The organism is Azorhizobium oxalatiphilum (assembly GCF_014635325.1).
GTDB classification, from domain to species: domain Bacteria; phylum Pseudomonadota; class Alphaproteobacteria; order Rhizobiales; family Xanthobacteraceae; genus Azorhizobium; species Azorhizobium oxalatiphilum.
This window is the reverse complement of sequence record NZ_BMCT01000005.1, coordinates 378,104-400,913: the sequence shown is the minus strand read 5'-3', so window position 1 is coordinate 400,913 and position 22,810 is coordinate 378,104. Positions and strand designations below refer to the sequence as shown.

19 protein-coding genes are annotated in these 22,810 nt (G+C 67.8%); 4 read left to right on the top strand and 15 right to left on the bottom strand.

The annotated features are described in order from the left end of the window. Positions 1–27 precede the first annotated feature (27 nt). The 5 genes from IEW24_RS18490 to IEW24_RS18470 all read right to left on the bottom strand — a co-directional run bounded on the left by IEW24_RS18490 (position 28) and on the right by IEW24_RS18470 (position 7,410). On the bottom strand, positions 28–1,110 hold the full coding sequence (locus IEW24_RS18490; RefSeq protein ID WP_188581329.1) for a hypothetical protein: 1,083 nt from the start codon (positions 1,108–1,110) through the stop codon (positions 28–30). A 149-nt stretch (positions 1,111–1,259) separates the two neighbouring features. Then, a complete protein-coding gene (hemP, locus tag IEW24_RS29080; RefSeq protein ID WP_308469029.1) occupies positions 1,260–1,370 on the bottom strand; it encodes a hemin uptake protein HemP in 111 nt (36 codons plus the stop codon). A 396-nt stretch (positions 1,371–1,766) separates the two neighbouring features. Continuing rightward, positions 1,767–4,889, bottom strand: coding sequence for an efflux RND transporter permease subunit (locus IEW24_RS18480; protein ID WP_373870088.1), 3,123 nt, complete (start codon positions 4,887–4,889; stop codon positions 1,767–1,769). Positions 4,890–4,893: 4 nt separating this feature from the next. Then, a complete protein-coding gene (locus IEW24_RS18475; protein WP_188581324.1) occupies positions 4,894–6,054 on the bottom strand; it encodes an efflux RND transporter periplasmic adaptor subunit in 1,161 nt (386 codons plus the stop codon). Positions 6,055–6,255: 201 nt separating this feature from the next. Continuing rightward, a complete protein-coding gene (locus tag IEW24_RS18470; protein WP_188581497.1) occupies positions 6,256–7,410 on the bottom strand; it encodes an aminotransferase in 1,155 nt (384 codons plus the stop codon). Positions 7,411–7,701: 291 nt separating this feature from the next. Between IEW24_RS18470 and IEW24_RS18465 the strand changes: the two genes are divergently transcribed. Then, the gene (locus IEW24_RS18465; protein WP_188581322.1) at positions 7,702–8,103 is read left to right on the top strand and encodes a VOC family protein; all 402 of its coding nucleotides are present in this window, start codon (positions 7,702–7,704) and stop codon (positions 8,101–8,103) included. A gap of 11 nt (positions 8,104–8,114) precedes the next feature. After that, positions 8,115–8,630: a DUF1801 domain-containing protein gene (locus tag IEW24_RS18460; protein WP_188581320.1), complete on the top strand. Its 516-nt coding sequence runs from the start codon at positions 8,115–8,117 to the stop codon at positions 8,628–8,630. A gap of 213 nt (positions 8,631–8,843) precedes the next feature. On the opposite strand, the gene IEW24_RS18455 is transcribed toward IEW24_RS18460, so the two are convergent. Together IEW24_RS18455 and IEW24_RS18450 are read right to left on the bottom strand one after the other, a co-directional pair. After that, positions 8,844–9,143: a hypothetical protein gene (locus IEW24_RS18455; protein WP_188581318.1), complete on the bottom strand. Its 300-nt coding sequence runs from the start codon at positions 9,141–9,143 to the stop codon at positions 8,844–8,846. 258 nt (positions 9,144–9,401) lie between these two features. Then, positions 9,402–11,189: a potassium/proton antiporter gene (locus IEW24_RS18450; RefSeq protein WP_188581316.1), complete on the bottom strand. Its 1,788-nt coding sequence runs from the start codon at positions 11,187–11,189 to the stop codon at positions 9,402–9,404. A 140-nt stretch (positions 11,190–11,329) separates the two neighbouring features. Between IEW24_RS18450 and IEW24_RS18445 the strand changes: the two genes are divergently transcribed. After that, positions 11,330–11,611, top strand: a complete 282-nt coding sequence (locus tag IEW24_RS18445) for a hypothetical protein (RefSeq protein WP_188581314.1) — start codon at positions 11,330–11,332, stop codon at positions 11,609–11,611. Positions 11,612–12,066: 455 nt separating this feature from the next. Here the strand turns inward: IEW24_RS18445 and IEW24_RS18440 are convergent, their stop codons facing one another. After that, complete coding sequence (locus IEW24_RS18440) at positions 12,067–12,969, bottom strand: SDR family oxidoreductase (protein WP_188581312.1); 903 nt, start codon at positions 12,967–12,969, stop codon at positions 12,067–12,069. A 118-nt stretch (positions 12,970–13,087) separates the two neighbouring features. Here IEW24_RS18440 and IEW24_RS18435 point away from each other — a divergent pair, with 118 nt between their 5' ends. Continuing rightward, positions 13,088–13,933 (top strand): helix-turn-helix transcriptional regulator, encoded by an 846-nt coding sequence (locus IEW24_RS18435; RefSeq protein WP_188581495.1) that lies wholly within the window; start codon positions 13,088–13,090, stop codon positions 13,931–13,933. A 53-nt stretch (positions 13,934–13,986) separates the two neighbouring features. On the opposite strand, the gene IEW24_RS18430 is transcribed toward IEW24_RS18435, so the two are convergent. The 7 genes from IEW24_RS18430 to kdpB all read right to left on the bottom strand — a co-directional run bounded on the left by IEW24_RS18430 (position 13,987) and on the right by kdpB (position 22,791). After that, on the bottom strand, positions 13,987–14,988 hold the full coding sequence (locus tag IEW24_RS18430) for a UDP-glucuronic acid decarboxylase family protein (protein WP_244644526.1): 1,002 nt from the start codon (positions 14,986–14,988) through the stop codon (positions 13,987–13,989). Positions 14,989–15,115: 127 nt separating this feature from the next. Next, complete coding sequence (locus tag IEW24_RS18425; protein WP_188581311.1) at positions 15,116–16,261, bottom strand: ROK family protein; 1,146 nt, start codon at positions 16,259–16,261, stop codon at positions 15,116–15,118. A 94-nt stretch (positions 16,262–16,355) separates the two neighbouring features. Next, positions 16,356–16,565 carry a hypothetical protein gene (locus IEW24_RS18420; protein WP_188581309.1) on the bottom strand — a complete coding sequence of 70 codons (210 nt, stop codon included), beginning with the start codon at positions 16,563–16,565 and terminating at the stop codon, positions 16,356–16,358. Positions 16,566–16,610: 45 nt separating this feature from the next. Then, complete coding sequence (locus tag IEW24_RS18415) at positions 16,611–17,297, bottom strand: response regulator (protein ID WP_188581307.1); 687 nt, start codon at positions 17,295–17,297, stop codon at positions 16,611–16,613. Continuing rightward, entirely contained in the window at positions 17,294–20,011 is a 2,718-nt protein-coding gene (locus IEW24_RS18410) for a DUF4118 domain-containing protein (RefSeq protein ID WP_188581305.1), read from the bottom strand. The genes IEW24_RS18415 and IEW24_RS18410 overlap by 4 nt, the downstream gene beginning before the upstream one ends. A 111-nt stretch (positions 20,012–20,122) precedes the next feature. Continuing rightward, positions 20,123–20,689 carry a potassium-transporting ATPase subunit KdpC gene (gene kdpC, locus IEW24_RS18405; RefSeq protein ID WP_188581303.1) on the bottom strand — a complete coding sequence of 189 codons (567 nt, stop codon included), beginning with the start codon at positions 20,687–20,689 and terminating at the stop codon, positions 20,123–20,125. A 20-nt stretch (positions 20,690–20,709) separates the two neighbouring features. After that, positions 20,710–22,791 carry a potassium-transporting ATPase subunit KdpB gene (kdpB, locus tag IEW24_RS18400; RefSeq protein WP_188581301.1) on the bottom strand — a complete coding sequence of 694 codons (2,082 nt, stop codon included), beginning with the start codon at positions 22,789–22,791 and terminating at the stop codon, positions 20,710–20,712. Between the last annotated feature and the right edge of the window lie 19 nt (positions 22,792–22,810).

Sequence of the window (22,810 nt, the reverse complement as noted above, 5' to 3'; positions counted from 1 at the left end):
GCGCCCGCAAAGGATTCAGGCGATGGCTCAGGCCAAATCGCCGAAGGATTCGACCCCGAAAGCCAGCCAGCGGGCGTTGGCGCCCGCCACCTGCTGGCGGATGTCCGCCGTGGGGAAGAGATCAAGCAGGGCCAGCAGATGGTCGTCCAGATCGAACCCGCCCTCCCCGGCCCCGCTGTGCCACAGGAGGCGGGACGGCCCGGCAGCGGCCACAAGCCGCTCCAGCAGCCGGCCGGTGCGGTGTGCCCGCACGGCGGCGGGGACGAAGCCGATCCACAGGTCCGGATGGCCGGCATGGCGTTCCAGCGCCGCGTGGGCATCGTCGGGCAGACGCGCGCCGGGCAGGTCCAGCCGCACGGGCGTGCCGTGGCCAAGCACGAACGGCAGCAGCGCCGGCCATTGGTCCGGGTCGGCCTTGAGGTGGAGGTGCAGCCCGTGGGCCGCCAGCCGGAGCAGCACGGAGCGCCACAGCGCCGGCTCCACCCGGCAGGCCTCGACCATGACAGAGAGGCCGGCCAGCCCATGACGGGCCATGACGGCAAGGGTGGGCGGCAAGGTCAGGCTGGCAAGCGGCAGCACGGCGCGCAGCCGTTCCGGTGCGCGGGCGGCGGCGTCCATCACCCCGCGCCAGTCGCTGCCGGGCGCGGGCTGGAGCAGCGCGGCGGACAGGCCCAGACGGTCAAGCAGCCCCAGAAGCGCGGGCTGAACGGAGCGCGGATCCAGCGGGTCGGGGCCGGCGGGCGGGCTCCAGCTCTCCCATGCGGGCGTGTCCCCGGCGGCGGCGAAGGTCGCATCGTCCTGCGGGGCAAGGCCCCACGGGGCGGCGCCGTTCCATGCCTGCCAGGGGGCGGCGGGATCGGCCGAGGTGCGGCGCTCCTGCCCCTGCCAGCCGGCGATGCCGCCGAACGCGGGCGCGAAGGCCGCGTCGGTCATGTCCGGACCGGTGGCGACCAAGGCGCCGGACTGGAGCGAAATGTGCGGTTCGAATTCGGCTGGCAGAGCCGCGCATGTGGCGGGCGCGGCATGATACAGCATGCCGGCATTGACCAGATCTGCTCCGACTTCTCCTGCCACAGGGCCGTGACGGCCCGGCATACCCCTGACGTTCATCCTGCCCTCTCCTGCCACTCTGCGGCGGCTTCGAGTCGTTAGCTGGACTCTTAGCCGGGTTCAGACCGGCCGGGGAGAGAGACTAAGGGAGGATCGTTTCCGATTTGGCAACGTCGGGCCGTAAAATACCATCCGAAAAGACAGGCACCCTACTTCGTCAGGATGAGCTTGTTCTGGGAGGTCAGGCGCAACTGATAGGTCTGGTCGCCATGGGTGATGGTCAGCACGCGAGACGTCTCGAACAGGTCTCGGCTGTCCATGTTCTCGTTCATCACAGGTACCGCTCGCGTCCGGGATTCGGGCTGCCAAGCGGTACGGGCATGATCATGCTTGGTCATTTGAATTGCTCCAAACTAACGCCGGTCGATTTCACGCGCGGCCCTGCATTCAGGCCACTTTAGAGCGGTTCAATATTACGCTCGTTCCGATGAAATCGAATTAATGCACGCTAACAGATAAATCAACGCAATGGGTCATAGAACTGTTCTATTGAATGCGCTGCACCGCGCGAAGCAACCTTTCGCGCGGGGGATAACCTTCGGTCAAATATTGGTGTGACGCGCATCCGGGCGCGGCACGAATCTCCCCTGCGGGACGACGTCACGCGCCCGATTACCGAGGCGGATGAACGGATCGGAGATCCGCTCCAATCCGGATCACTCGGCCGGCGCGGGATGCTCGTGCGGGGCGGACGCCTTGTCCTCGCCGGAGATGGCCCGCGTGACGCGGTTATCCAGCCGGTCGAGATAGAGATAGATCACCGGCGTGATGTAGAGCGTGAGCAGCTGCGAGAACAGCAGCCCGCCCACCACCGCCACGCCCAGCGGCTGGCGCAGCTCCGAGCCCGCCCCCGCGCCGAGCGCGATGGGCAGCACGCCGAAGATGGCGGCCAGCGTGGTCATCATGATCGGGCGGAAGCGCAGCAGCGCCGCCTCGCGGATGGCGTCCAGCGCCTCCACGCCCTGCCGACGCCGCTCCAGCGCCACGTCGATCATCATGATGGCGTTCTTCTTCACGATGCCCACCAGCATCACGATGCCGATGATGGCGATCACCGACAGCTCGATGTCGAACATCATCAGGGTCAGCAGCGCGCCGATGCCGGCGGAGGGCAGGCCCGAGAGGATGGTGATGGGGTGGATGAAGCTCTCATAGAGCACCCCCAGCACGATGTAGATCACCACCACGGCGGCGAGGATGAGCAGCGCCTGATTGCCCAGCGCATCCTGGAACACCTGCGCGGTGCCCTGGAAGCCGGTGGAGATGGAGGCCGACAGGCCCGCCTCGCGCTCGGCCGCCTGGATCTGCTCCACCGCCTGCCCCAGCGAGACGCCGGGGGCGAGGTTGAAGGAGATGGTGACGGCCGGCTGCTGCTGCTGATGGGCGATGAGCAGCGGCCCCACCGTCCGGCGGATGGTGGCCACCGTCTCCAGCGGCACGACGGTGCCGGAGGTGGTGCGCAGATAGACGCGGCTGAGGTCGGACGCCTCGCGCTGGAAGCGCGGCTGCGCCTCGGCGATGATCGCGTACTGGTTGGTGCTGGTGTAGAGCGTCGCCACCTGCCGGGTGCCGAACTGGGTATAGAGCGCATCGCGGATCTGCTCTTCCGTGATGCCCAGCGCGGCGGCCTTGTCCTTGTTCACGTCGATGGTGAGCTGCGGATTGGTGATCTGCAGGTCGGACGTCACGTCGCGCAGGCCCGGCAGCTCGGCCAGACGCCGCTCCATGCCGGGAGCGGCAGCATAGAGCGCCGCAGAATCCGAGCTTTGCAGTGTGTACTGATACTGGCTCTTGGACTGCACGCCGCCGATATTGATGTTCTGCACCGGCTGGAAGAACACGTTCACGCCCGGCACCTGCTGGGTGCGGCGGCGCAGATCCTGAATGACCTGGAAGGCGCTGAGCGTGCGCTCGCTCTTGGGCTTGAGCGCGATGAACAGGCGGCCCGTATTGGTGGTGCGGCTGATGCCCGTGGCGCCCGCCGTGGAGGTGAGATACGCGACGTTGGGGTCTTCCTGCACCGCGGCGGCCACCAGCTTCTGGCGCTCCACCATGGCATCGAAGGAGGTGTCGGTGCTGGCTTCCACCGTGGCGGTGATGAAGCCGTTATCCTCCATGGGGAAGAAGCCCTTGGGGATCACCACATAGAGCGCGGCCGAGATGCCAATGGTGGCGAACGTCACCAGCAGCATGAAGAAGCGATGGCGCAGCACGAAGTCGAGGCTGTGGCGATAGCCCGCCAGCCACGCATCGAACATGGCTTCCGTCACCCGGTAGAAGGCGTTGGGCTTCTTGTGGTGGTCCGGCGCCTTCAGCACGCGGGCGCACAGCATGGGCGTGAGGGTGAGCGAGACGAAGCCGGATATGAGGATGGCGATGGAGATGGTGACGGCGAACTCGCGGAACACGCGCCCAACCACGCCACCCATGAACAGCACCGGGATGAACACCGCCACCAGCGACAGCGTCATGGAGATGATGGTGAAGCCGATCTCGCGCGAGCCGCGCATGGCGGCCGGGAACGGCTTCTCGCCATTCTCGATGTGGCGGTAGATGTTCTCCAGCACCACGATGGCATCGTCCACCACGAAGCCGACGCACAGCGTCAGCGCCAGCAGCGTCATGTTGTTGATGGAGAAGTTCAGCACCCACATCAGGCCGAAGGTGGCGATGATGGAAATGGGCAGCGCCAGCGAGGGGATGATGGTGGCGCGCAGATTGCGCAGGAACAGGAAGATCACCAGCACCACGAGGACGATGGCCTCGAACAGCGTCTTCTGCACGTCATGCACCGCCTCGCGCACGGAGAGCGAGCGGTCGTTCATGACGTCGATGTTCACCGAGGCCGGCACCTGCGCGCGATATTGCGGCAGATGCGAGCGCACCTCGTCCACCACCGCCACCGTGTTGGCATCCGGCTGGCGCACGATGGCCAGCACGATGGAGCGCTTGCCGTTGAACCAGGAGGCGACGCGCTCATTCTCCACGCCATCGGTGATGGTGGCGATCTCCTCCAGCCGCACCGGGGCGCCATTGCGGAACGCCACCACCAGCTTGCGATAGGAGCCGGCGTCGGCCTTGGCGACGCCCATGTCGATGGTCAGGGCCTGCTTCGGGCCGGAGAGCTGGCCGATGGGGGTGTTGGAGGCGCGCGCCTGCACCGCGTTCTGGATGTCGGCGGCGGAGATGTTGCGGGCGGCGGCGGCGGCGGGATCGACGCGGATGCGCACCGCATATTTCTGCGTGCCGTAGATCTGCACCTGCGCCACGCCCGGCAGCTGGGAGATCTGCTGGCCGATGATGGTGTCGGCATATTCATTGACCTGCGACAGCGGCAGGGTCTCGGAGGACACCGCCAGCAGGATCACCGGCGAGTCCGCAGGATTGACCTTGCGGAAGCTGGGCGGGGTGGTCATCTCGTCCGGCAGCTGGCGCTGGGCCACGGAGAGGGCCGACTGCACATCCAGCGCCGCATCGTCGATGTTGCGGCTGAGATCGAACTGGATGGTGATGTTGGTCGAGCCCTGCGTGCTCGTGGAGGTGAGCTGGGTGATGCCCGAAATGGTGGAGAGCTGGCGCTCGATGGGCGTCGCCACGGCGGTGGCCATGGTCTCCGGGCTCGCGCCCGGCAGGGTGGCGGTAATGGAGATGGTGGGGAAGTCCACGCGCGGCAGCGCCGCCACGGGCAGCAGGCGATAGGCGAACAGACCGCCGATGATGAGCGACAGCATCAGCAGCGTCGTCATCACGGGGCGGCGGATGCACAGCTCCGAGAACATCAGATCAGGTTCCCGTGGCGGTGGCGGGGGCGGCCGAACTCTTGATGGTGACGCGGCTGCCTTCGCGGAGCGAGAGCTGGCCGTCCGTCACCACCACCTCGCCGCCCTTGAGGCCGGCGGTGATCACCGCGAAACCATCCACGGTGCGCGCGACGGTGACGGGGCGGATGTGGGCGATGTCCTTCTCCACCACGAACACGAAGGTGCCGCTCTGGCCGTTCTGCACCGCTTCCGACGGCACGGAGGCAACGCCGCTCTCCATGCGCAGGGTCACGGACACCGCGCCGAGCGTGCCCGGCCACAGGCGCTCGTCCTTGTTGTCGAACAGCGCGCGGACCATGAGGGTGCCGGTCTGCGGGTCGATCGTGTTGTCGATGACGGCGATCTTGCCGTCCCCCACCTCGTCGCGGCCGCCCTGAAGGGCGATCTCCACCCGGGCATTGGCCTGCACCGTGCGGATGTCCTTCAGATAATGCTCGGGCACGCCGAAGGCCACATAGATGGGCTTGATCTGGCGCACGGTGGCGAGCGTGTCGTCCACGCGGATCACCGCGCCCGGCCGCACGGCGGCGACGCCGATCCGCCCCGTCACGGGGGCGCGGATGTCGTAATAGGTGCGCTGGACCTCCAGCGCCTTCAGGTTCGCCTCGTCCTGCTCCACCGTGGCCTTCTGGGCATCGGCGGTGGTGCGGGCATCGTCCAGCGTCACCTGCGAGACGGCATTGCGCTGCGCGAGCCCGGCATAGCGCTCCACGTCGCGCAGGGCCTTTTCGAGCTGGGTCCTGTCCTTGGCGAGGGTGGCGCGGGCCTGAAGGATCTGGGCGTCGATCTCGCGCGGGTCGAGCTGGAACAGCAGGTCGCCCTGCTGGACGGCGGCGCCGTCCTCGAACGCCACCTTCATCACCTGACTGGCCACGCGGGAGCGGACCGTGACAGTGACCATGGGCTCAACCGTGCCCAGCGCCTCGATGCGCTCGGGCATGGGGCGATCCTGCACGGTGGCGACCACAACGGCCACGCGCCGTTCGGCCTGCACCTGCGCCTTGGCGGTTCCCGCCTTGCCCCACAGGCCCTGCGACCAGGACCATGCGGCCCCGGCCGCGACGGCTAGGCAGAGAAATACGAAATAGACCCGCCAGCGCCCCGCCCGCTTCGAACCGCCCATAAACCACCTCGTCTGGCGCAGGGGCATCAGCCGTCCCGCGCTCTGCCGCCCCTCACGTTAGAGACGTTACACCGGGCCCCTTCACCCTGCGAGATGTTTTACATGGCAGACGTTGCGCCGGGCCGCCTTATTCGCGCGCATGCCCTAACGTTATTGCGAGGTCATCACAACTGCTGGAGATCATTGGCGGCGCAACACTTCCTAAACGTTGCGCAAAGCTCCAGCCAGGCGCTCAAGGGCCGCGTCCAGCGTGGCATCCTGCTTGGCGAAGCAGAAGCGCACCACCGATCGGACGGCATCCTGCGCATAGAAAGCGGACACCGGAATGGCGGCAACGCCATGGTTTTTCACGAGATTGAGGCAAAAGGCCTCGTCGTCGAGCTTCGGGTCGATGGCGGCGAGATCGACCGAGAGGAAGTAGGTGCCCGCACTCGGCAGCACCGGGAAGCCGAGATCGGAGAGGCCCTTCGCCAGCCGGTCGCGGGAGCGCTGAAGGCCGGCGCGCATGTCCTCAAAATAGGCATCGTCCTTCGTCAGCCCATAGGCGACGGCGCTCTGGAGGTTCGGCGGCGTGGTGAAGGTGAGGAACTGGTGGGCCTTGCCCAGCACCTTCATCAGCTCGGGCTGGGCCATCACGATGCCGACCTTCCAGCCGGTCATGCCGAAGATCTTGCCGGCGGAGGAAATCTTGACCGTGCGCGCGCGCATGCCCGGCAGCGACATCATGGAGAGATGGCGGCGGCCGTCGAAGATGATGTGCTCCCACACCTCGTCGCTCACCACGAGAGAGTCATATCTCGCGCAGAAATCGGCGATCAGCTGCATCTCCTCGCGGGAGTGCACGATGCCGGTGGGGTTCTGCGGATTGTTGAACAGCACCAGCTTGGTGCGCGGCGAGAAGGCGGCGGCCAGCTTCTCTTCCGTGATGCGCCAGCTCGGCGGCTCGAGGCGCACGAGGCGGGGGATGCCGCCGGCCCGCTGCACCAGCGGCAGATAGGCGTCATAGAGCGGCTGGAACAGCACCACCTCGTCGCCCGGCTCGATCAGCGCCATGAGCGCGCCGGCCAGCGCCTCGGTGGCCCCCGACGTGACCATGATCTCGGTCTCGGGATCGAGTTCGAGGCCCTGCCAGTGCCGGTAGTGATCGGCAGCCGCCTGCCGCAGCTCCATGAGGCCCATCATGGGCGGATACTGGTTCCAGCCGTTCACCACCGCATCCGCCGCCTTCTGGCGCACGTCGAGCGGGCCGGGATCATCCGGGAAGCCCTGCCCGAGGTTCACCGCCTGATGGTGGCGGGCAAGGCCGGACATCACCTCGAACACGGTGGTCGGCAGCGCCGCATAGATCGGGTTCAGCGAGGCGAGCGCCGAGGGACGGGAGGCGGTGACGGTAGAAGACGTGGAAGACATGGACATTCGGCCGGCATCGGGGGCGCGCTGCCGATGGGCGGCAGGCGTCACCTCAATTGGGAGAGCAAGCGGCCCACCCGAGGGCGCGGCCGCTCCGTTGTCAGTGCTCTAGATCAAAGCGCGCCGAAGGTGAAGGGCAGCGCCTTGCCCGCGCTCCACCGAAGGCTGCCCCAAGGGCTTGCCGCCCGCCCAGCGCCTGCCCACACTCGGCCCGGCAGGAATGACGGGGAGGACACCATGTTCAGCCACATCACCGTCGGGGTCAGCGATCTGGTGCGCGCCGGGCGCTTCTATGATGCGGTGCTGGCGCCGCTCGGCCTCACCCGGCGCGCCACCGCGCCGGATGGCGGGCCGGAGGCCCTGTGCTGGACCGGCCCCGCACTGCTGCCGGAATTCTTCGCCCACAAGCCGTTCAACGGCGGCCCGCCGAGCGTCGGCAACGGCTCGATGGTGGCCTTCCTCGCCGCCACCGAGGATGCGGTGAGCGAAGCCCATGCGGCGGGCCTCGCTCACGGTGGCACCGACGAGGGCGCCCCCGGCCCGCGCCCGCATTATGGGGACGGCTATTTCGGCGCCTATCTGCGCGACCCGGACGGCAACAAGCTGCACATCGTCTGCCGGGGTGATCTGGACCTGTGAAGGAGGGACGCATGGGGGACGGCAAGCCGGCGACCAAAGGGGCGGCGAAGGAGAAGACGACCGCAAAGGACAAGGTACCCGCCAAATCCACGGTGAAGACCAAGGCGCCCGCCAAGGCGGCGGCGAAGAAGCAGGTGCTTCTGTCCGGCGGCAATCCGCAGATCGCCAAGGCGGAGGGCGAGGCGCCCGTTCAGGCCTATATCGCCGCGCTTTCGGGCTCCCGGCAGGAAATCTGCCGCAGGCTCGATGCGCTGATCGAAGAGACGGTGCCCGGCGTCGCCAGAGCGGTGAAGTGGAACTCGCCTTTCTACGGCGTCGCCGGACAGGGCTGGTTCCTCTCCTTCCACGTCTTCACCCGCTATGTGAAGGTCACGTTCTTCAAGGGCACGGAACTTGAGCCCGCGCCGGCCGGGGGCACGGCGAAGGAGGCGCGCTGGATCGACCTGCGCGAGGGCGAGGCGTGGGACGAAGCGCAGATGGCGGCATGGATAAAGCAGGCAGCGGCGTTTCCCGGCTGGATGGCATAGGGCTGATCCGCGTCCGCGCGAACCTCTATGCAGAACGACGTTTACCTTAAAGTGCATCGTCATCCCCGGACTTGTTCCGGGGATCCACGCCGTGCCGACGACGCAGACCTTTAAAGACTGTTCCTGGCCGCGGGGCGTGGATGCCCGGGACGAGCCCGGGCATGACGGTGTTCTGCTTGAAAGATGTTCCGCGCCTTAAGGTGAGCGAATTCCTCACCCCGCCCGCATCATCTGCGACAGCGGCTGGAGGGCGGCGAGCAGATCCTCCTCGGTGACGCGCGCCACCGGCATCAGCACCTTGGCCGCCTGCGTGGGGTGGCCGGGGCGCATCACCAGCACCACCGTCTCCGCGCCGCCGCAAGCCGGGTCGCCGCAGGCGATCTCGCTCACCGAGACGGTGGCCTCCTCCTCCAGCGCCAGCAGGCGACGGGTCATGTCCGCCAGCGCGCGGGTGGCGTCCCGCATCTGCGTGCCCGATCCCTCGCCACGTCCGCGCATGAACAGGCGCACCATGCCTCGTCTCCTCTCCAAGCCCCCGACTCGGTCCATTCCGTCGTTCCGGCCCGGCGGTCACTCCAACCCGCGACACGATCAGGCGCACGAGCCATAAGGCTGACTGCCCATCGGCGCCAGCCTGACCGACCCCGCTACGGTCACACAGCGCACCGGAAAAACGTCAGCAGGACGGCAGTGCACCATCCTCGGCCGATTGATCCAAAGTGGGGCAGTTCCGTTCCGCGCCAGAGAGGCACCATAGTCCCGCTCAAGGCCTCATCCGGCCCCCGGGATCGTCCCGCCGAGGCGCTTGCGCAGCCACGCCATGGCCCGCTCAAGCCAGGGCAGCCCCTCCTCTCCCAGCGTCTCGAAGCGCAGGGCGGCCTGCGTGACCCGTCCCTCATCCACCGCCAGCACCTCGATGGCAGCCGAGCCCACGGGAAAACGCATACCCGGCAAGGGGCGGTCGTCGGAACGGTCGGCGAAGGCGTCCGCGATGGTCACGCCGCGTTCGGCCTCGGGGACGATCAGCCCGTAGAGATCAGCCACATCGCCGATGCGCACCTCGCCGGCGAAGGGAAAGCCTGACGGCGCATCACTCTTGCGGCGTTCCTCCGGCATGAACAACGGGTCGAGCTGGTGCACCCGCTGGGGCGGTGCCAGCAGATAGGCATAGTCGCCCGCGCGCAGCACTCCCGCCGCTTCGGGGGTGAGCACCTGCCCCTTGCGCACCACCATCACGAGGCGCGCCCACAGCGGTAGCAGGCCGGAGGACACCGCCAGCGTGCCGCCCGTGACCGGATAGCCCACCAGTTCATGGTCGCTCTGCCCCGGCAGATCGATCTCGAACCGGCGCGTCTCACGCATGGGTTCGGCCAGCGCCACCTTGAGCCGGCGGGCGGTGAAGACGAGGCTCCAGCCGTGCAGGATGAGCGACACCAGCACCACCACGAAGGCGACATTGAAGAAGGCTTCCGCCCCCGGCAGCTGGGCCAGCATGGGGATGGTGGCGAGGAAGATGGACACCGCCCCGCGCAACCCCGCCCAGGAGACGAAAACCTTCTCCCGCAAGGAAAAACCGAAGGGCCAGAGGCACAGGAACACGGCCACCGGCCGCCCCACCAGCAGCAGGAAGGCGGCGATGCCCAGCGCGGGCGGCACGTACTGCACCATGCGCTCGGGCGAGAGCAGCAGGCCCAGCATGACGAACATGACGATCTGACAGAGCCACGTCACCGTATCGTGGAAGCTGGTGATGGTCGCAATCGACCGCACCGGCCGGTTGCCGAGCACGAGGCCGGCCAGATAGACGGCAAGGAAGCCCGAGCCATGCACCATGGCGGCAGCCGCATAGATGAACACCGCCACCGCCACCACCAGCGCGGGATGCAGCCCGCCGGGCAGATCGAGGCGGTTCAGCAGGAGGGCCAGGCCGAAGCCGCCGGCAACGCCGATGGCGGCGCCCAGCGCCAGTTGCTGCACCAAGCCCACAGCCAGCATCCAGCCCGGATCGGCGGCGCCGGAGGCAAGGATTTCCACCAGCGCCACGGTCAGGAACACCGCCATCGGATCGTTGGTGGCCGATTCGATCTCGATCACCGCGCCCAGCCGCCGCCCAAGCCTAAGCCCTTGCGCGCGCACGAGAAACAGAACGGCGGCGGCGTCCGTGGAGGCGACGATGGAACCCACCAGCAGGCTTTGCAGGGGGGAGAGGCCGAGCAGCGGCAGGGCCGCCAGCGCCACCAGCCCGGCGGTGATGGTGACGCCCACGGTGGACAGCAGAATGGCCGGCGCCAGGGCCCCGCGCATGGTGGACGCCCGCATGCGCAGCCCACCGTCGAAGAGGATCACGGCCAGGGCCGCCGATCCCACCATGTAGGTTGCCCAGTAGTCCGAGAAGTGAATCTGTCCGGGACCTGACTCACCTGCCAGTATACCGAGCAGAAGAAAGACGAGGAGTATCGGTGCACCGAAACGGGCAGCGAGGATGCTCGAAACCGTGCCAAGGACCACCAGTGCCGAGCCGATGAGCAGAACCAGGTCCGAGAGGAACACAGTACCCATCCTTGCGGGGCCTCCATTTGGACTTGATCCGTTTTGATAGTGATTTCCCAGTAGCCGTACGAAACCTGTCCAGCTATCATTCCTGACAATTGGTTCATCAAGCGTTCGGGGAACGCGGTGGCCCAAGCGGGGACCGTAACATGCACCACAATCATGCCGCCCACGCGTATCTCGTCAAAGCGTATCTGCGCACCTCGTCCGGCGCGCTCCTCGCTGAACCGGACACCATCTGCTTCGATCTCGATCTGGCGCTGGAAATCGCCGAGAACGACCGCCACTATGCGGCTGGTCTCGCGGTGTATGCGCTCGGCGAGGATGGCGAACTCCTGGCCGACTTCCCGCTGATCTCGCATGGCACCGTCGTGCCGGCTCCGGTGATGTACGCCCAGTCCGCCGCCATGCCCGGCGCCGTGGCCGCCTGATCCTTCCGTCTCGACAGATAGCCTTGGGCATGTCCGGCTTCGATTGCTTTGCAATCCAGGCGACAAGACATTCTCAATACATGGCTGGATCGTTTCGGTGTTTCCATGAAACGCGGAAACGCTCGGGGGAATGGCCAGCGTCGCATGGTATGCGCCTGGCCTGATCTGTCCCTCCACGGACCCGAGCCGGAATCGACAGGCGTGCTCGCGCACCGTCGCTGACCGGCGCCCATCCCGACATCCCTGCCCGTCCCGCCCTTCCATGCCCGCGCGCATGGACGGCACGGCCGAGGCGCATCCCGATACGCCGGCCCATCGGGTGCGGCGCGGGTGGAGCCGCGTGCCGACGCCGACTCGATTCGGCTATAACTGAGTACGGGATCAATGAAAGACCGGCGCGCGATGCCGATCGCGCGCCGGTCTTTTTTCGTCCTGTCGCGTGGCCGGTGACGCCCTCAGGCGGCGACCACCGCGGCGTAGTCCATGGCCTTCAGGTCGGCGAGCAGGCCCGGCCCGCCGGGCTGCCAGCCGAGGACAGCGCGCGTCTGCGCGCTGGAGGCCAGCATGTCGAGCGCCATGAACATGGCCAGCCAGCCGAAATGGGCCGGTGCCTCCTGCGCGGTCAGCGACACCACCGGCAGGCCGAGCCCCGCCCCCACCGTCTCCGCGATCTCGCGCGCAATGATGCCCTCCTCGGCCACCGCATGGTAGCGCGCGCCCGCTTTGCCCCGCTCCAGCGCCAGCACATAAAGCCGCGCCACATCGTCCACATGAGCGGCCGGCCAGCGATTCGCGCCCTCGCCCACATAGGCGACCCGTCCCTTTGCGCGGGCCAGTTCGATATAAGGCGAGATCAGCCCCTGCCGGACGGTGTCATGGACCTGCGGCAGCCGGACCACCGACAGGTTCACACCCGCCTGCAACAGGGCCTCGCCCGCCTCCTCGGAGGCAGTGCGCGGATTGGGGTGGGCGAGATCGCGGGCATCCTCCAGCGCCGGCAGGCCCGGCCCGGTGCTGCCCATGCCCGTGCCCGAGGTAATGAGCAGCGGCTTGGCCGTGCCCTTCAGCGCCCCGCCGAGCGCGGCGATGACGCGCCGATCCTTCTCGCAATTGGCCGCGAAGTTCGAGAAATCGTGGTCGAAGGCGGTGTGAATCACCCCGTCCGCCTGCGCGGCACCGGCGGCCACGCCCGCCGGGTCTTCCAGCGTCCCGCGATGCACCTCGGCCCCGGCGGCGGCGAGGGCGGCGGCACCCGCATCCGAGCGGGTGAGGCCCAGAACCTGATGGCCCGCCGCCAGCAAGTCGCGCACGACGCGGCTGCCGATGAAGCCGGTGGCGCCCGTTACGAATACACGCATGAACCCATCTCCCTGCTTGATGGGCCGCAGCATCGCACCTACGATATCCAGGTAAAGTAGTGACTTTATCGGGGTATAATTCCTAACAGGCTCCGGCATGGGCACGGACATGGACGACATGGGCACGGACATGAACGAACAGAATCAGCTGGGGCTCTATCTGCGCGACCGACGCACGAAGCTCGATCCCGCAGCCCTCGGCTTCACCGCCACCCGGCGGCGCACGGCGGGCCTGCGCCGCGAGGAAGTGGCCCAGCGCGCCAATATCAGCACCACCTGGTACACTTGGCTGGAGCAGGGCCGCGGCGGGGCGGCCTCCGCCGACGTGCTGGACCGCATCGCCCGCGCCCTGATGCTCACCGATGTGGAGCGCGAACACCTGTTCCTGCTGGGGCTCGGCCGCCCGCCGGAAGTGCGCTACAGCCCGCCGGAAAGCGTCTCGCCCCGGCTAAAGCGCATTCTCGATGCGCTCGATCCCTGCCCCGCGCTGGTGCGGACCGTGACCTGGGATGTGGTCGCCTGGAACACGGCGGCGCGCGTGATGCTCACCGATTACAGCCAGCTGGAGCCCAGGCAGCGCAACGTGCTGCGGCTGATGTTCGGCAACTCTCGCGTGCGTACGGCGCAGCCGGACTGGGAGAGCGTGGCGCGTTTCGTGGTCGGCGTATTCCGCGCCGATGTGGCCCGCGCCGGGGCCATGGCCGAGGTGGCGCCGCTGGTGGAGGAGCTGTCCCTGCTCAACCCGGCCTTCGCCGCCATGTGGAACGACAATGAGGTGCGCAGCTTCGGCGAAGGCATCAAGCGCATTCACCATCCGGAGCTGGGGCCGGTTTCACTGGAATATTCCGCCTTCACCGTGGATGGGCGGCCGGACCTCAACCTGTCCGTCTACAATCCGGCGGATCCAGCCGATGCCGCGCGCATACAGGCACTGATCGACGCGAAACGCGCCGCGACGACATGAGATGGACGGCATGAGATGACAGCCGGCCGGGATGGCCCGACCGGCCGGATCGTTCAGCGTGCGGCGCCGAGGTGCGGCGCGTCCATGCCGCCGGCCAGCAGCGTGTCGAAATAGGCGATGGTGCGGGTCAGCCCCTCTTCCAGCGCGATGGCGGGCTGCCAGCCCAGCTGCGTCTCGGCCTTGGAGATGTCCGGCTTGCGCTGCTTCGGGTCGTCCTGCGGCAGCGGCTTCTCGACAAGGCGCGCCTTGGTGCCGGTGAGGCGGATCACCGCTTCCGCCAGCTGGCGGATGGTGAATTCGGACGGATTGCCGAGATTGAACGGCCCCACCACCTCGGCGGGGCTCTCCATCATGGCGATGAGGCCGCGCACCAGATCGTCCACATAGCAGAAGGAGCGGGTCTGCGAGCCGTCGCCGAAGATAGTGATGTCCTCGCCGCGCAGGGCCTGCACGATGAAGTTCGACACCACGCGCCCGTCATTGGGATGCATGCGCGGGCCGTAGGTGTTGAAGATGCGCACCACCTTGATGCCGAGCCCATGCTGGCGGTGATAATCGAAGAACAGGGTCTCCGCGCAGCGCTTGCCCTCGTCATAGCAGGAGCGCGGGCCGATGGGGTTCACATTGCCCCAATAGTCCTCGGTCTGCGGATGCACTTCCGGGTCGCCATAGACTTCCGAGGTCGAGGCCTGAAGCACCGGCACCCGCAGGCGCTTGGCGAGCCCCAGCGTATTGATGGCGCCGATGACCGAGGTCTTCAGCGTCTGCACCGGATCGAACTGGTAGTGCACCGGGGAGGCGGGACAGGCGAGATTGTAGATCTCGTCCACCTCGATATAGAGCGGGAAGGTGATGTCGTGGCGCATCAGCTCGAAGCGCGGATGGCCGAGCAGATGCTGCACGTTGGTGCGCGCGCCGGTGTAGAAATTGTCGATGCACAGCACTTCATGGCCCCGCGCGATCAGCGCCTCGCACAGGTGCGAGCCGACGAAACCGGCGCCGCCGGTGACGGCAATGCGCTTCGGCAGCAGGCCGTTGGGATTGATATTGACCAAGCTTGATCCTCGGTACGCAAGGGTCCGCGCGCACCGGGGCGCGCTGGAAGACGGGCCGTCTTCCTAGCGCGAAACCTGCGCCGGGGCCAATGCCCGGGGCAGACCGGAGGAAACCGGACCCCAGACCTCACTCCCGGTTGCGATAGCAGGCGTTGCCGAGGCCGGTGCCGATGGTCAGCGCCGCCCATTTCTTCGTCTTGCCCATCCACGGTCGGGCGCTCAGGCCCTGGATCACCGCATCATTGTGCATGACCACCATGGTGTCGTGCTCGCCGATGGCGGGAATGGCCTTGCGCACCTCCTCGGGCAGGAGGAAGTGATCACTGTCCCACTTGCCGGGCAGGTTCTGCGCGCCGCGCGCGATGGAACCGTCGTCATTGATCAGGCCCGGACAGGCGATGCCGATGAAGGGCGCCACCTTCAGTTTGTCCGTTTCCGCCTGCGTGATCAGGCCCTTGATCATCTTCACCACCCGCTCCACGGCGGCGGTGCGGCTCAACTTGTCCTCGTCCGCGTGGCGCCACAGCTCGAAGCGGCAGACATCCGCCTTCTTCAGTTCGGCATCCTTCTCCGCATTATGGCGCACCATGCCGCAGCGGATGTTGGAGCCGCCGATGTCCACGGCGATGATCCCGTCATAGCCGGAGAAGATCCAGCTTGGGGCGAGGTGCAGGCAGCCGATCAGCCCGCCCTCGTCGGGATGGTGGCGCAGGAGTTCGAGCGGCACCTTCACATCATCGGCCACCAGCAGGGCATTGGCTCGGGCCACCGCCACCGCGCCGACGCGGGAATCGCTGAGGCCCCCGCCGACCACGATCCGCTCCACCCCCTCCCAGTCTTTCTGGGCAAGGAAGCGCTTGGCCACATAAGCGAAGTTGCGGGCGAAATCCTCGATGGCGCCATGCACCACCGCCGCGCCTTCGGGATCGCCCGCCAGCACCTTGTCCATGGTCTTCTTGCTGATGTGGGCGTCGAGATCCTCCTCGAACGGATCCTTGCCGATCTCGCGCAGCTTGGTCCGCCAGTCGTGCACGAAGGCGCGGAAAGCACGGCCCGACGCCTTGTCGCCGACGAAACCGTCCTTGTCCTTCACTTCCAGATTGTAGCTCGTCACCTCGATGCCGGGCAGCTGGGCGGCACCATGCACGCCGATGGGCGGGACGGCATCGGAGGATGACTTGTCCGCGGATTTGGCCGCGGGCTTGCTCGCGGACGGCTTGCTCGCGGATTTGCCGGCAGATTTGGAAGAAGCGGATTTGGCGGTGGCGGCCATGGCGGTCCCAGTCCCGTGAGTTCTGGCAACTCAACGCCGCAGATGCGTTTGAGTTGCCAAGGTCACGTTGGGTCCGCGACGATTTCGTGCCGGCTCAGTTCTGGGTGGTGCCGCGCGTATTGGCGAAACGCAGGGCTTCCATGGGGGAATCGAAGCGGATCAGCTTCACATTCTTGGAGCCACAGAAGTCACAGCGCAGCTTGGCGCCCGCCGGCGGCTCGGGCGCCGTCTGGTCGGTGATGTCGGCAGACGGCTTGCCGAGGATGGAACGGCGGTGGCAGCGGGGGCATTCGGCGCAGAGCATGATGCAACATACATGGGATGGCAGGGGAATGGGATCAAGCCGCCCCTATTCCGCCATCCGGTAGCCGATGCCCGGCTCGGTGAGGATCAGGGTGGGGGCCGCCGGCTCCGCCTCCAGCCGCTGGCGCAACTGGCCCACATAGACGCGCAGATATTGCGTGTCTTCCACATGCGCCGGGCCCCACACCGCGCCAAGGATCTGGCGATGGGTCAGCACCTTGCCGGGATGGCGGGCGAGATAGGCCAGAAGGTCGAACTCCTTCGGGGTGAGCTTGATCTCCTCCCCGTCCCGCGTCACCCGGTGGCGCGGCCGGTCGATCTCCAGCGGGCCGACGCGCAGCACCGCCTCGACCTGCGCCTGCTCCCCGCCCCTCTGGCGCAACGCCGCGCGGATGCGGGCCATCAGCTCGCCCACGCCAAACGGCTTGTTGACGAAATCATCCGCCCCGAGATCCAGCGCCTCGATCTTCTCCGCCTCGCGATCGCGGGCCGAGAGCACGATCACCGGCACGCGGGAGAACTGGCGCACGCGGGCGATCACCTCCTTGCCATCCATGTCCGGCAGGCCGAGATCCAGCAGCACCGCGTCCGGCGGATGGGTGGCGATGGCGCGCAGCGCGCCGGCCCCGTCATCGGCCCGGTCCACGTGATAGCCGGCGGCGGACAGTGCCGGGGTGAGGAAGCGATGGATGGCGGGTTCGTCATCCACCACGAGAATACGCGGATCATTCATGCGCCGGTCTCCGGCTCTGCCATCTGCCCAACGGGCAGGGAAAAGATAACGCGCAACCCCGAGCCCTTGCCGGGCACCGGGCTTTCGGCGCGGATGCTGCCGCCATGGGCTTCCACGATGCCCTTGGCGATGGCAAGGCCCAAGCCCGCCCCCTCCCCGCCATCGGCCAGCCCGGCCCCACGGCCATCGGAGGCGGCGCGGACGAATTTCTCGAACACATGCTCAAGAAGGCCGGCCGGCACGCCGGGGCCGGTGTCGGTGACGGAAACCTCGACGCCTTGCCCCGCCCGCGCCGCCGCCACGTTGATGCCCGCGGCCGGCCCGGCATAGCGCACCGCATTGCCCACCACGTTGGCCAGCACCTGATTGAGCAGGATCTGATCCGCCTGCACCAGCGGCAGACCCGGTTCCAGCTCAACAGTGAAGCGCTGGGTGGCGCCCCTTCGTCTGGCCGTAGCGACCGCCTGATTCACCACCTCGCCCACATCCACCCAGTCGCGGCGCAGATCAAGCGCGCCGGCTTCCAGCCGGGTCATGGAGAGCAGGTTGCGCACCATGCCGTCCAGATGCTCGGCCTCCTCGCGGATCTGGGCCAGCAGGTCGCGGCTCTGGGCGGGATCGAGCCGACCGCCATATTCGATCAGGCTGGAAGAGGCCCCGAGGATGGAGGACAGCGGGGTGCGGAAATCGTGGCTGATGGAGGCGAGCAGGATGTTGCGCACCCGCTCGGCTTCCGCCGCGCTGCGCACGTCCGCCATCTCGCCCGCCAGCGTGGCGCGGTCGAGCGCGGAGGCGGTCTGGTCCGCCAGCGTATCCAGCAGCACGCGGGCCTCCGGGTCCAGCGGCTCGCCCGCCGCCTCAAGGCCGATGACGCCCACGATGCCCTGCCGGGATTTCAGCGGCACGAACAGCCAGGGCACACTCGGCAGCGTGCCGGTTCGCGCACCGGCCGGCTCGCCCTTCTCATAGGCCCAGCGGGCGGCGCTCAGCGAGGCGGTGTCCAGCCGGTCCTCCGGGGGCCATGCGGCGGCCAGATGCAGCTCCTCGTCCGGCCCCTTCTGCGCGTTGGGCCGCTGCACCAGCACCACCGCCGCGCGGGCGAGGATGGCGTGGATCTCGGACGCCGCGCCCGCCGCCACATCGTTGGTGTCGGCCAGAGAGGACAGTTTGCGGGTGAATTCATAGAGCCGCCGCCCCGCCCGCACCCGCTGCGCGGCCGCTTTTGCCTGCTCGCGCGCGCGCCCGCCGACGGCGGAAATGAGCACGGCGATGAACAGGAAGATGACGAAGGCCAGCACCTCGTGCGGCCGGGCAATGGTGAAGGTATAGAAGGGGTTGATGAAGAAGTAATTGTAGGCGGCAGCGGAGAGCAGCGAGGCGAACACCGCCGGCCAAACGCCGTAGAACAGCGCCGGCATCAGCACCGCCAGGAGGAAGATCATGGAAACGTTGGGCAGAGCCACATATTCGGTGAGCCCTTCGCCCACCAGAACCGCCACCGCCACCGCCATGCTGGCAGCCACATAGCCATCCAGCCCGCCCACCGGCGGCGTGCGGCGGCGGGGGGCGGCCTCGTCGCCTTCCGCGAAGGTGAGCACATGCACGGAGATGCCGCCCGCCTCGCGCACCAGCGCATCGGCCAGCGTGCGCACGAAGGGCCGCGACAGACGCGAGGGCCGCGCCCGCGACACCACGATCTGCGTCACATTCTCGAAGCGCGCGACTTTCAGCACCTCATCCACGATGTCGCTGCCCACCAGCGCCCGCGTTTCCGCACCGAGGCTTTCGGCGAGACGCAGGGCCGCATCCACCAGAGCGCGGTCCCTGGCGTTGGGTTGGGTGCCGGGGCGCTCCACGGTGACGGCGAACCACGGCGCATCGGCCAGATCCGCGAGGCGCTTGGCCTCGCGCACCACCCGTTCTGCCGAGGCATCGGGGCCGACGCAGACGAGAATGCGCTCGCCCGCCGCCCACGGCCCCTCGATGGCGCCGCTCTGCATATGCTCCAGCAGGTCGCTGTCCACGCGGGCGGCGACCCGGCGCAGCGCCAGCTCGCGCAAGGCGGTGAGGTTGGTGGGTTTGAAGAAGCGCTCGATGGCGCGGGCGGCGGTGTCCTGCACATAGACCTTGCCCTCGGCGAGCCGCTTGAGCAGCTCGTCCGGCGGCAGGTCCACCATCACCACCTCGTCCGCCTCCTGCACGGCGGTGTCGGGCACCGTCTCGCGCACGCGCACGCCGGTGATGCGCTGGACCACCTCGTTCAGGCTCTCCACATGCTGGATGTTGAGCGTGGTCCAGACATCGATGCCGGCGTCCAGCAGGTCTTCCACATCCTGCCAGCGCTTGGGATGCTGGCTGCCGGGCACGTTGGAATGGGCGTATTCGTCCACCAGCAGCAGTTTCGGACGGCGGGCGAGCGCGCCCTCCAGATCGAACTCCGGCACGAGGCGGCCGCGATAGGGAATGCTCCGACGCGGCAGGACGGCGAGGCCCTCCAGCATGCCTTCGGTCTCGCGGCGGCCGTGGGTTTCCACGATGCCGACCACCACGTCGAGCCCGCTGTCCTGCGCGGCACGGGCGGCCTGCAGCATCGCGTAGGTCTTCCCCACGCCGGGGGCCGCGCCGAGGAACACGCGCAAGCGCCCCTTGCCCTCACGCTCGGCCATGGCGAGCAGGGCATCGGGGGATGCGCGCGGCTTGTCCTCCTGAGGCATCGGGCCTCGTCTCCTTCAACGCGAGATCTCGCAACGCGACGACCCTCCCCCGCGTGCGGGAGAGGGTGAAGTTCTTATACGGCAAAGCGGGGTCTCGCGGGGAACGGCCCGCTACTTCCCCGCATCCAGCGCGAGGTTGAGCTTCAGCACATTGACGCGGGGCTCGCCGAACACGCCGAGCTCGCGCCCCTCGGTCATCTGCTCCACCAGCGCGCGCACCCTGTCGGCTGGCACATTGCGGGCCTTGGCCACGCGCGCCACCTGATCCAGCGCATAGTCCGGCGAGATGTGCGGATCGAGGCCGCTGCCCGACGTGGTCACGGCATCGGCCGGGATGGCGCCCGTCACGCCCTCGTCGCGCAGGGCCTTGGCGTCCGCGTCGATGCGGTCCTTGAGCTTCTGCGAGGTAGGGGCGAGGTTGGAGCCGGAGGAAGCTGCCGCATCATAGCCCTCCCCCGCCGCCGAGGGACGGGGATGGAAATACAGCGGGCCTTCCGTCTTCTGGCCGATGAGGGCCGAGCCCACCACCGTGCCGTCGCCACGGGTGATGAGGCTGCCGTTGGCAGCGGCGGGGAAAGCCGCCTGCCCGATGCCGGTGACGGCGAGAGGATAGGCAAAGCCGGTGAGCGCGGTGAAGGCCAGGAGCATCACGAGCGCGGGGCGAAGTTGAGAGATCATGTCTGCCTCCTTCGGCAGGATCAGGCGAGATGGAGCGCGGTGACGATCATGTCCACCAGCTTGATGCCGACGAACGGAACGAGGATGCCGCCGAGCCCGTAGATGAGCAGGTTGCGCGACAGCACGCTGGCGGCGCTGGCGGGGGTGTATTTCACCCCGCGCAGGGCCAGCGGGATGAGCGCGATGATGATCAGCGCGTTGAAGATCACCGCCGACAGGATGGCGCTCTCAGGGGTCGAGAGCCCCATGATGTTGAGCACGCCCAGTTCCGGAATGGCGACGATGAACAGCGCCGGGATGATGGCGAAGTACTTCGCCACGTCGTTGGCGATGGAGAAGGTGGTGAGCGAGCCGCGCGTCATGAGCAGCTGCTTGCCAATGCCCACGATCTCGATGAGCTTGGTGGGATCGCTGTCGAGATCCACCATGTTGCCCGCCTCGCGCGCCGCCTGCGTGCCGGTCTGCATGGCGACGCCCACATCCGCCTGCGCGAGGGCCGGCGCATCGTTGGTGCCGTCGCCGCACATGGCCACCAGACGGCCGTTGCGCTGCTCGTTGCGGATATAGTTCAGCTTGTCCTGCGGGGTGGCCTCGGCGATGAAATCGTCCACGCCGGCCTCGGAGGCGATGGCGGCGGCGGTGACGGGATTGTCGCCCGTCACCATCACCGTGCGGATGCCCATGCGGCGCAGTTCCGCGAAGCGCTCCTTGATGTCCGGCTTCACCACATCCTTGAGGTGGATGACGGCGATCAGCCGGCCGCCATCGGCCAGACCCAGCGGCGTGCCGCCGGAGCGGGCGATACGCTCCACGGCCGCATTGTATTCGGCCGGCACCGCGAGCCGCCCGCCCGCCAGATCGTTGGCGAAGCGGCGCACGCTGTCCACGGCGCCCTTGCGCAGCTGGCGCCCGTCCACGTCCACGCCCGAGATGCGGGTAGCGGCGGAGAAGGCCACGAAGTTCGCACCCGCCGGGGCGACGTCCATGGCGAGGCCGAATTTGTCCCGCGCGAGGCTGACGATGGACCGACCCTCGGCCGTATCGTCCGCCAGCGAGGCGAGGAGCGCCGCCGCATAGGCGTCCTTCTCGCTCACGCCCGGCACCGGGATGATCTCGGTGGCCATGCGGTTGCCGAAGGTGATGGTGCCGGTCTTGTCCAGCAGCAGCGTATCCACGTCACCCGCCGCCTCCACGGCGCGGCCGGACATGGCGAGCACGTTGTGGCGCACGAGGCGGTCCATGCCGGCGATGCCGATGGCCGAAAGCAGTCCGCCGATGGTGGTGGGAATGAGCGTGACCAGCAGCGCCACCAGCACCGGCACCGACAGCTCCGTGCCGCCATAGAGGCCGAGGCCATAAAGCGAAACGACGGTGATGAGGAAGATCAGCGTCATGCCCACCAGCAGGATGGTGAGCGCGATCTCATTGGGCGTCTTCTGCCGCTCCGCGCCTTCCACCAGCGCGATCATGCGATCGATGAAGGAGCTGCCGGGGGCGGCGGTGATGCGCACCACGATCTCATCGGAGACGACCGTGGTGCCGCCGGTGACGGCGGAGCGGTCGCCGCCGCTCTCGCGGATCACGGGGGCGCTCTCGCCGGTGATGGCGGCCTCATTGACCGAGGCGATGCCCTCCACGATCTCGCCATCGCCGGGGATCAGCTCGCCGGCGGTGACAACCACCAGATCACCCACCTTCAGATCGAGGGCGGAGAGCTTGGTGTAGCGCTGGCGGTTGTTGATGTCCTCGATGCGCCGGGCCAGCGTGTCGGTGCGGGCGCGCTTCAGGCTTTCCGCCTGCGCGCGGCCGCGCCCTTCCGCCACCGCTTCCGCGAAATTGGCGAACAGGACGGTGAACCAGAGCCAGGCCATGATCTGGCCCGTGAACAGCAGCGGCTGCCCGGTGGCCAGATCACGCACGAACAACACGGTGACGAGTGCCGCCACCACCTCGGTGACGAAGATCACCGGGTTCTTGGCGAGCAGGCGCGGATCGAGCTTGCGGACCGCATCGACGGCCGCGCGCGAGAGGATGCCGGGCGTCGCGATGGACCCGAAGGGTTTCGCGGCGGCGGGCTTGGATGCGAGCGATGTGGTGGACATGGGATGAACTCCGCTCCGC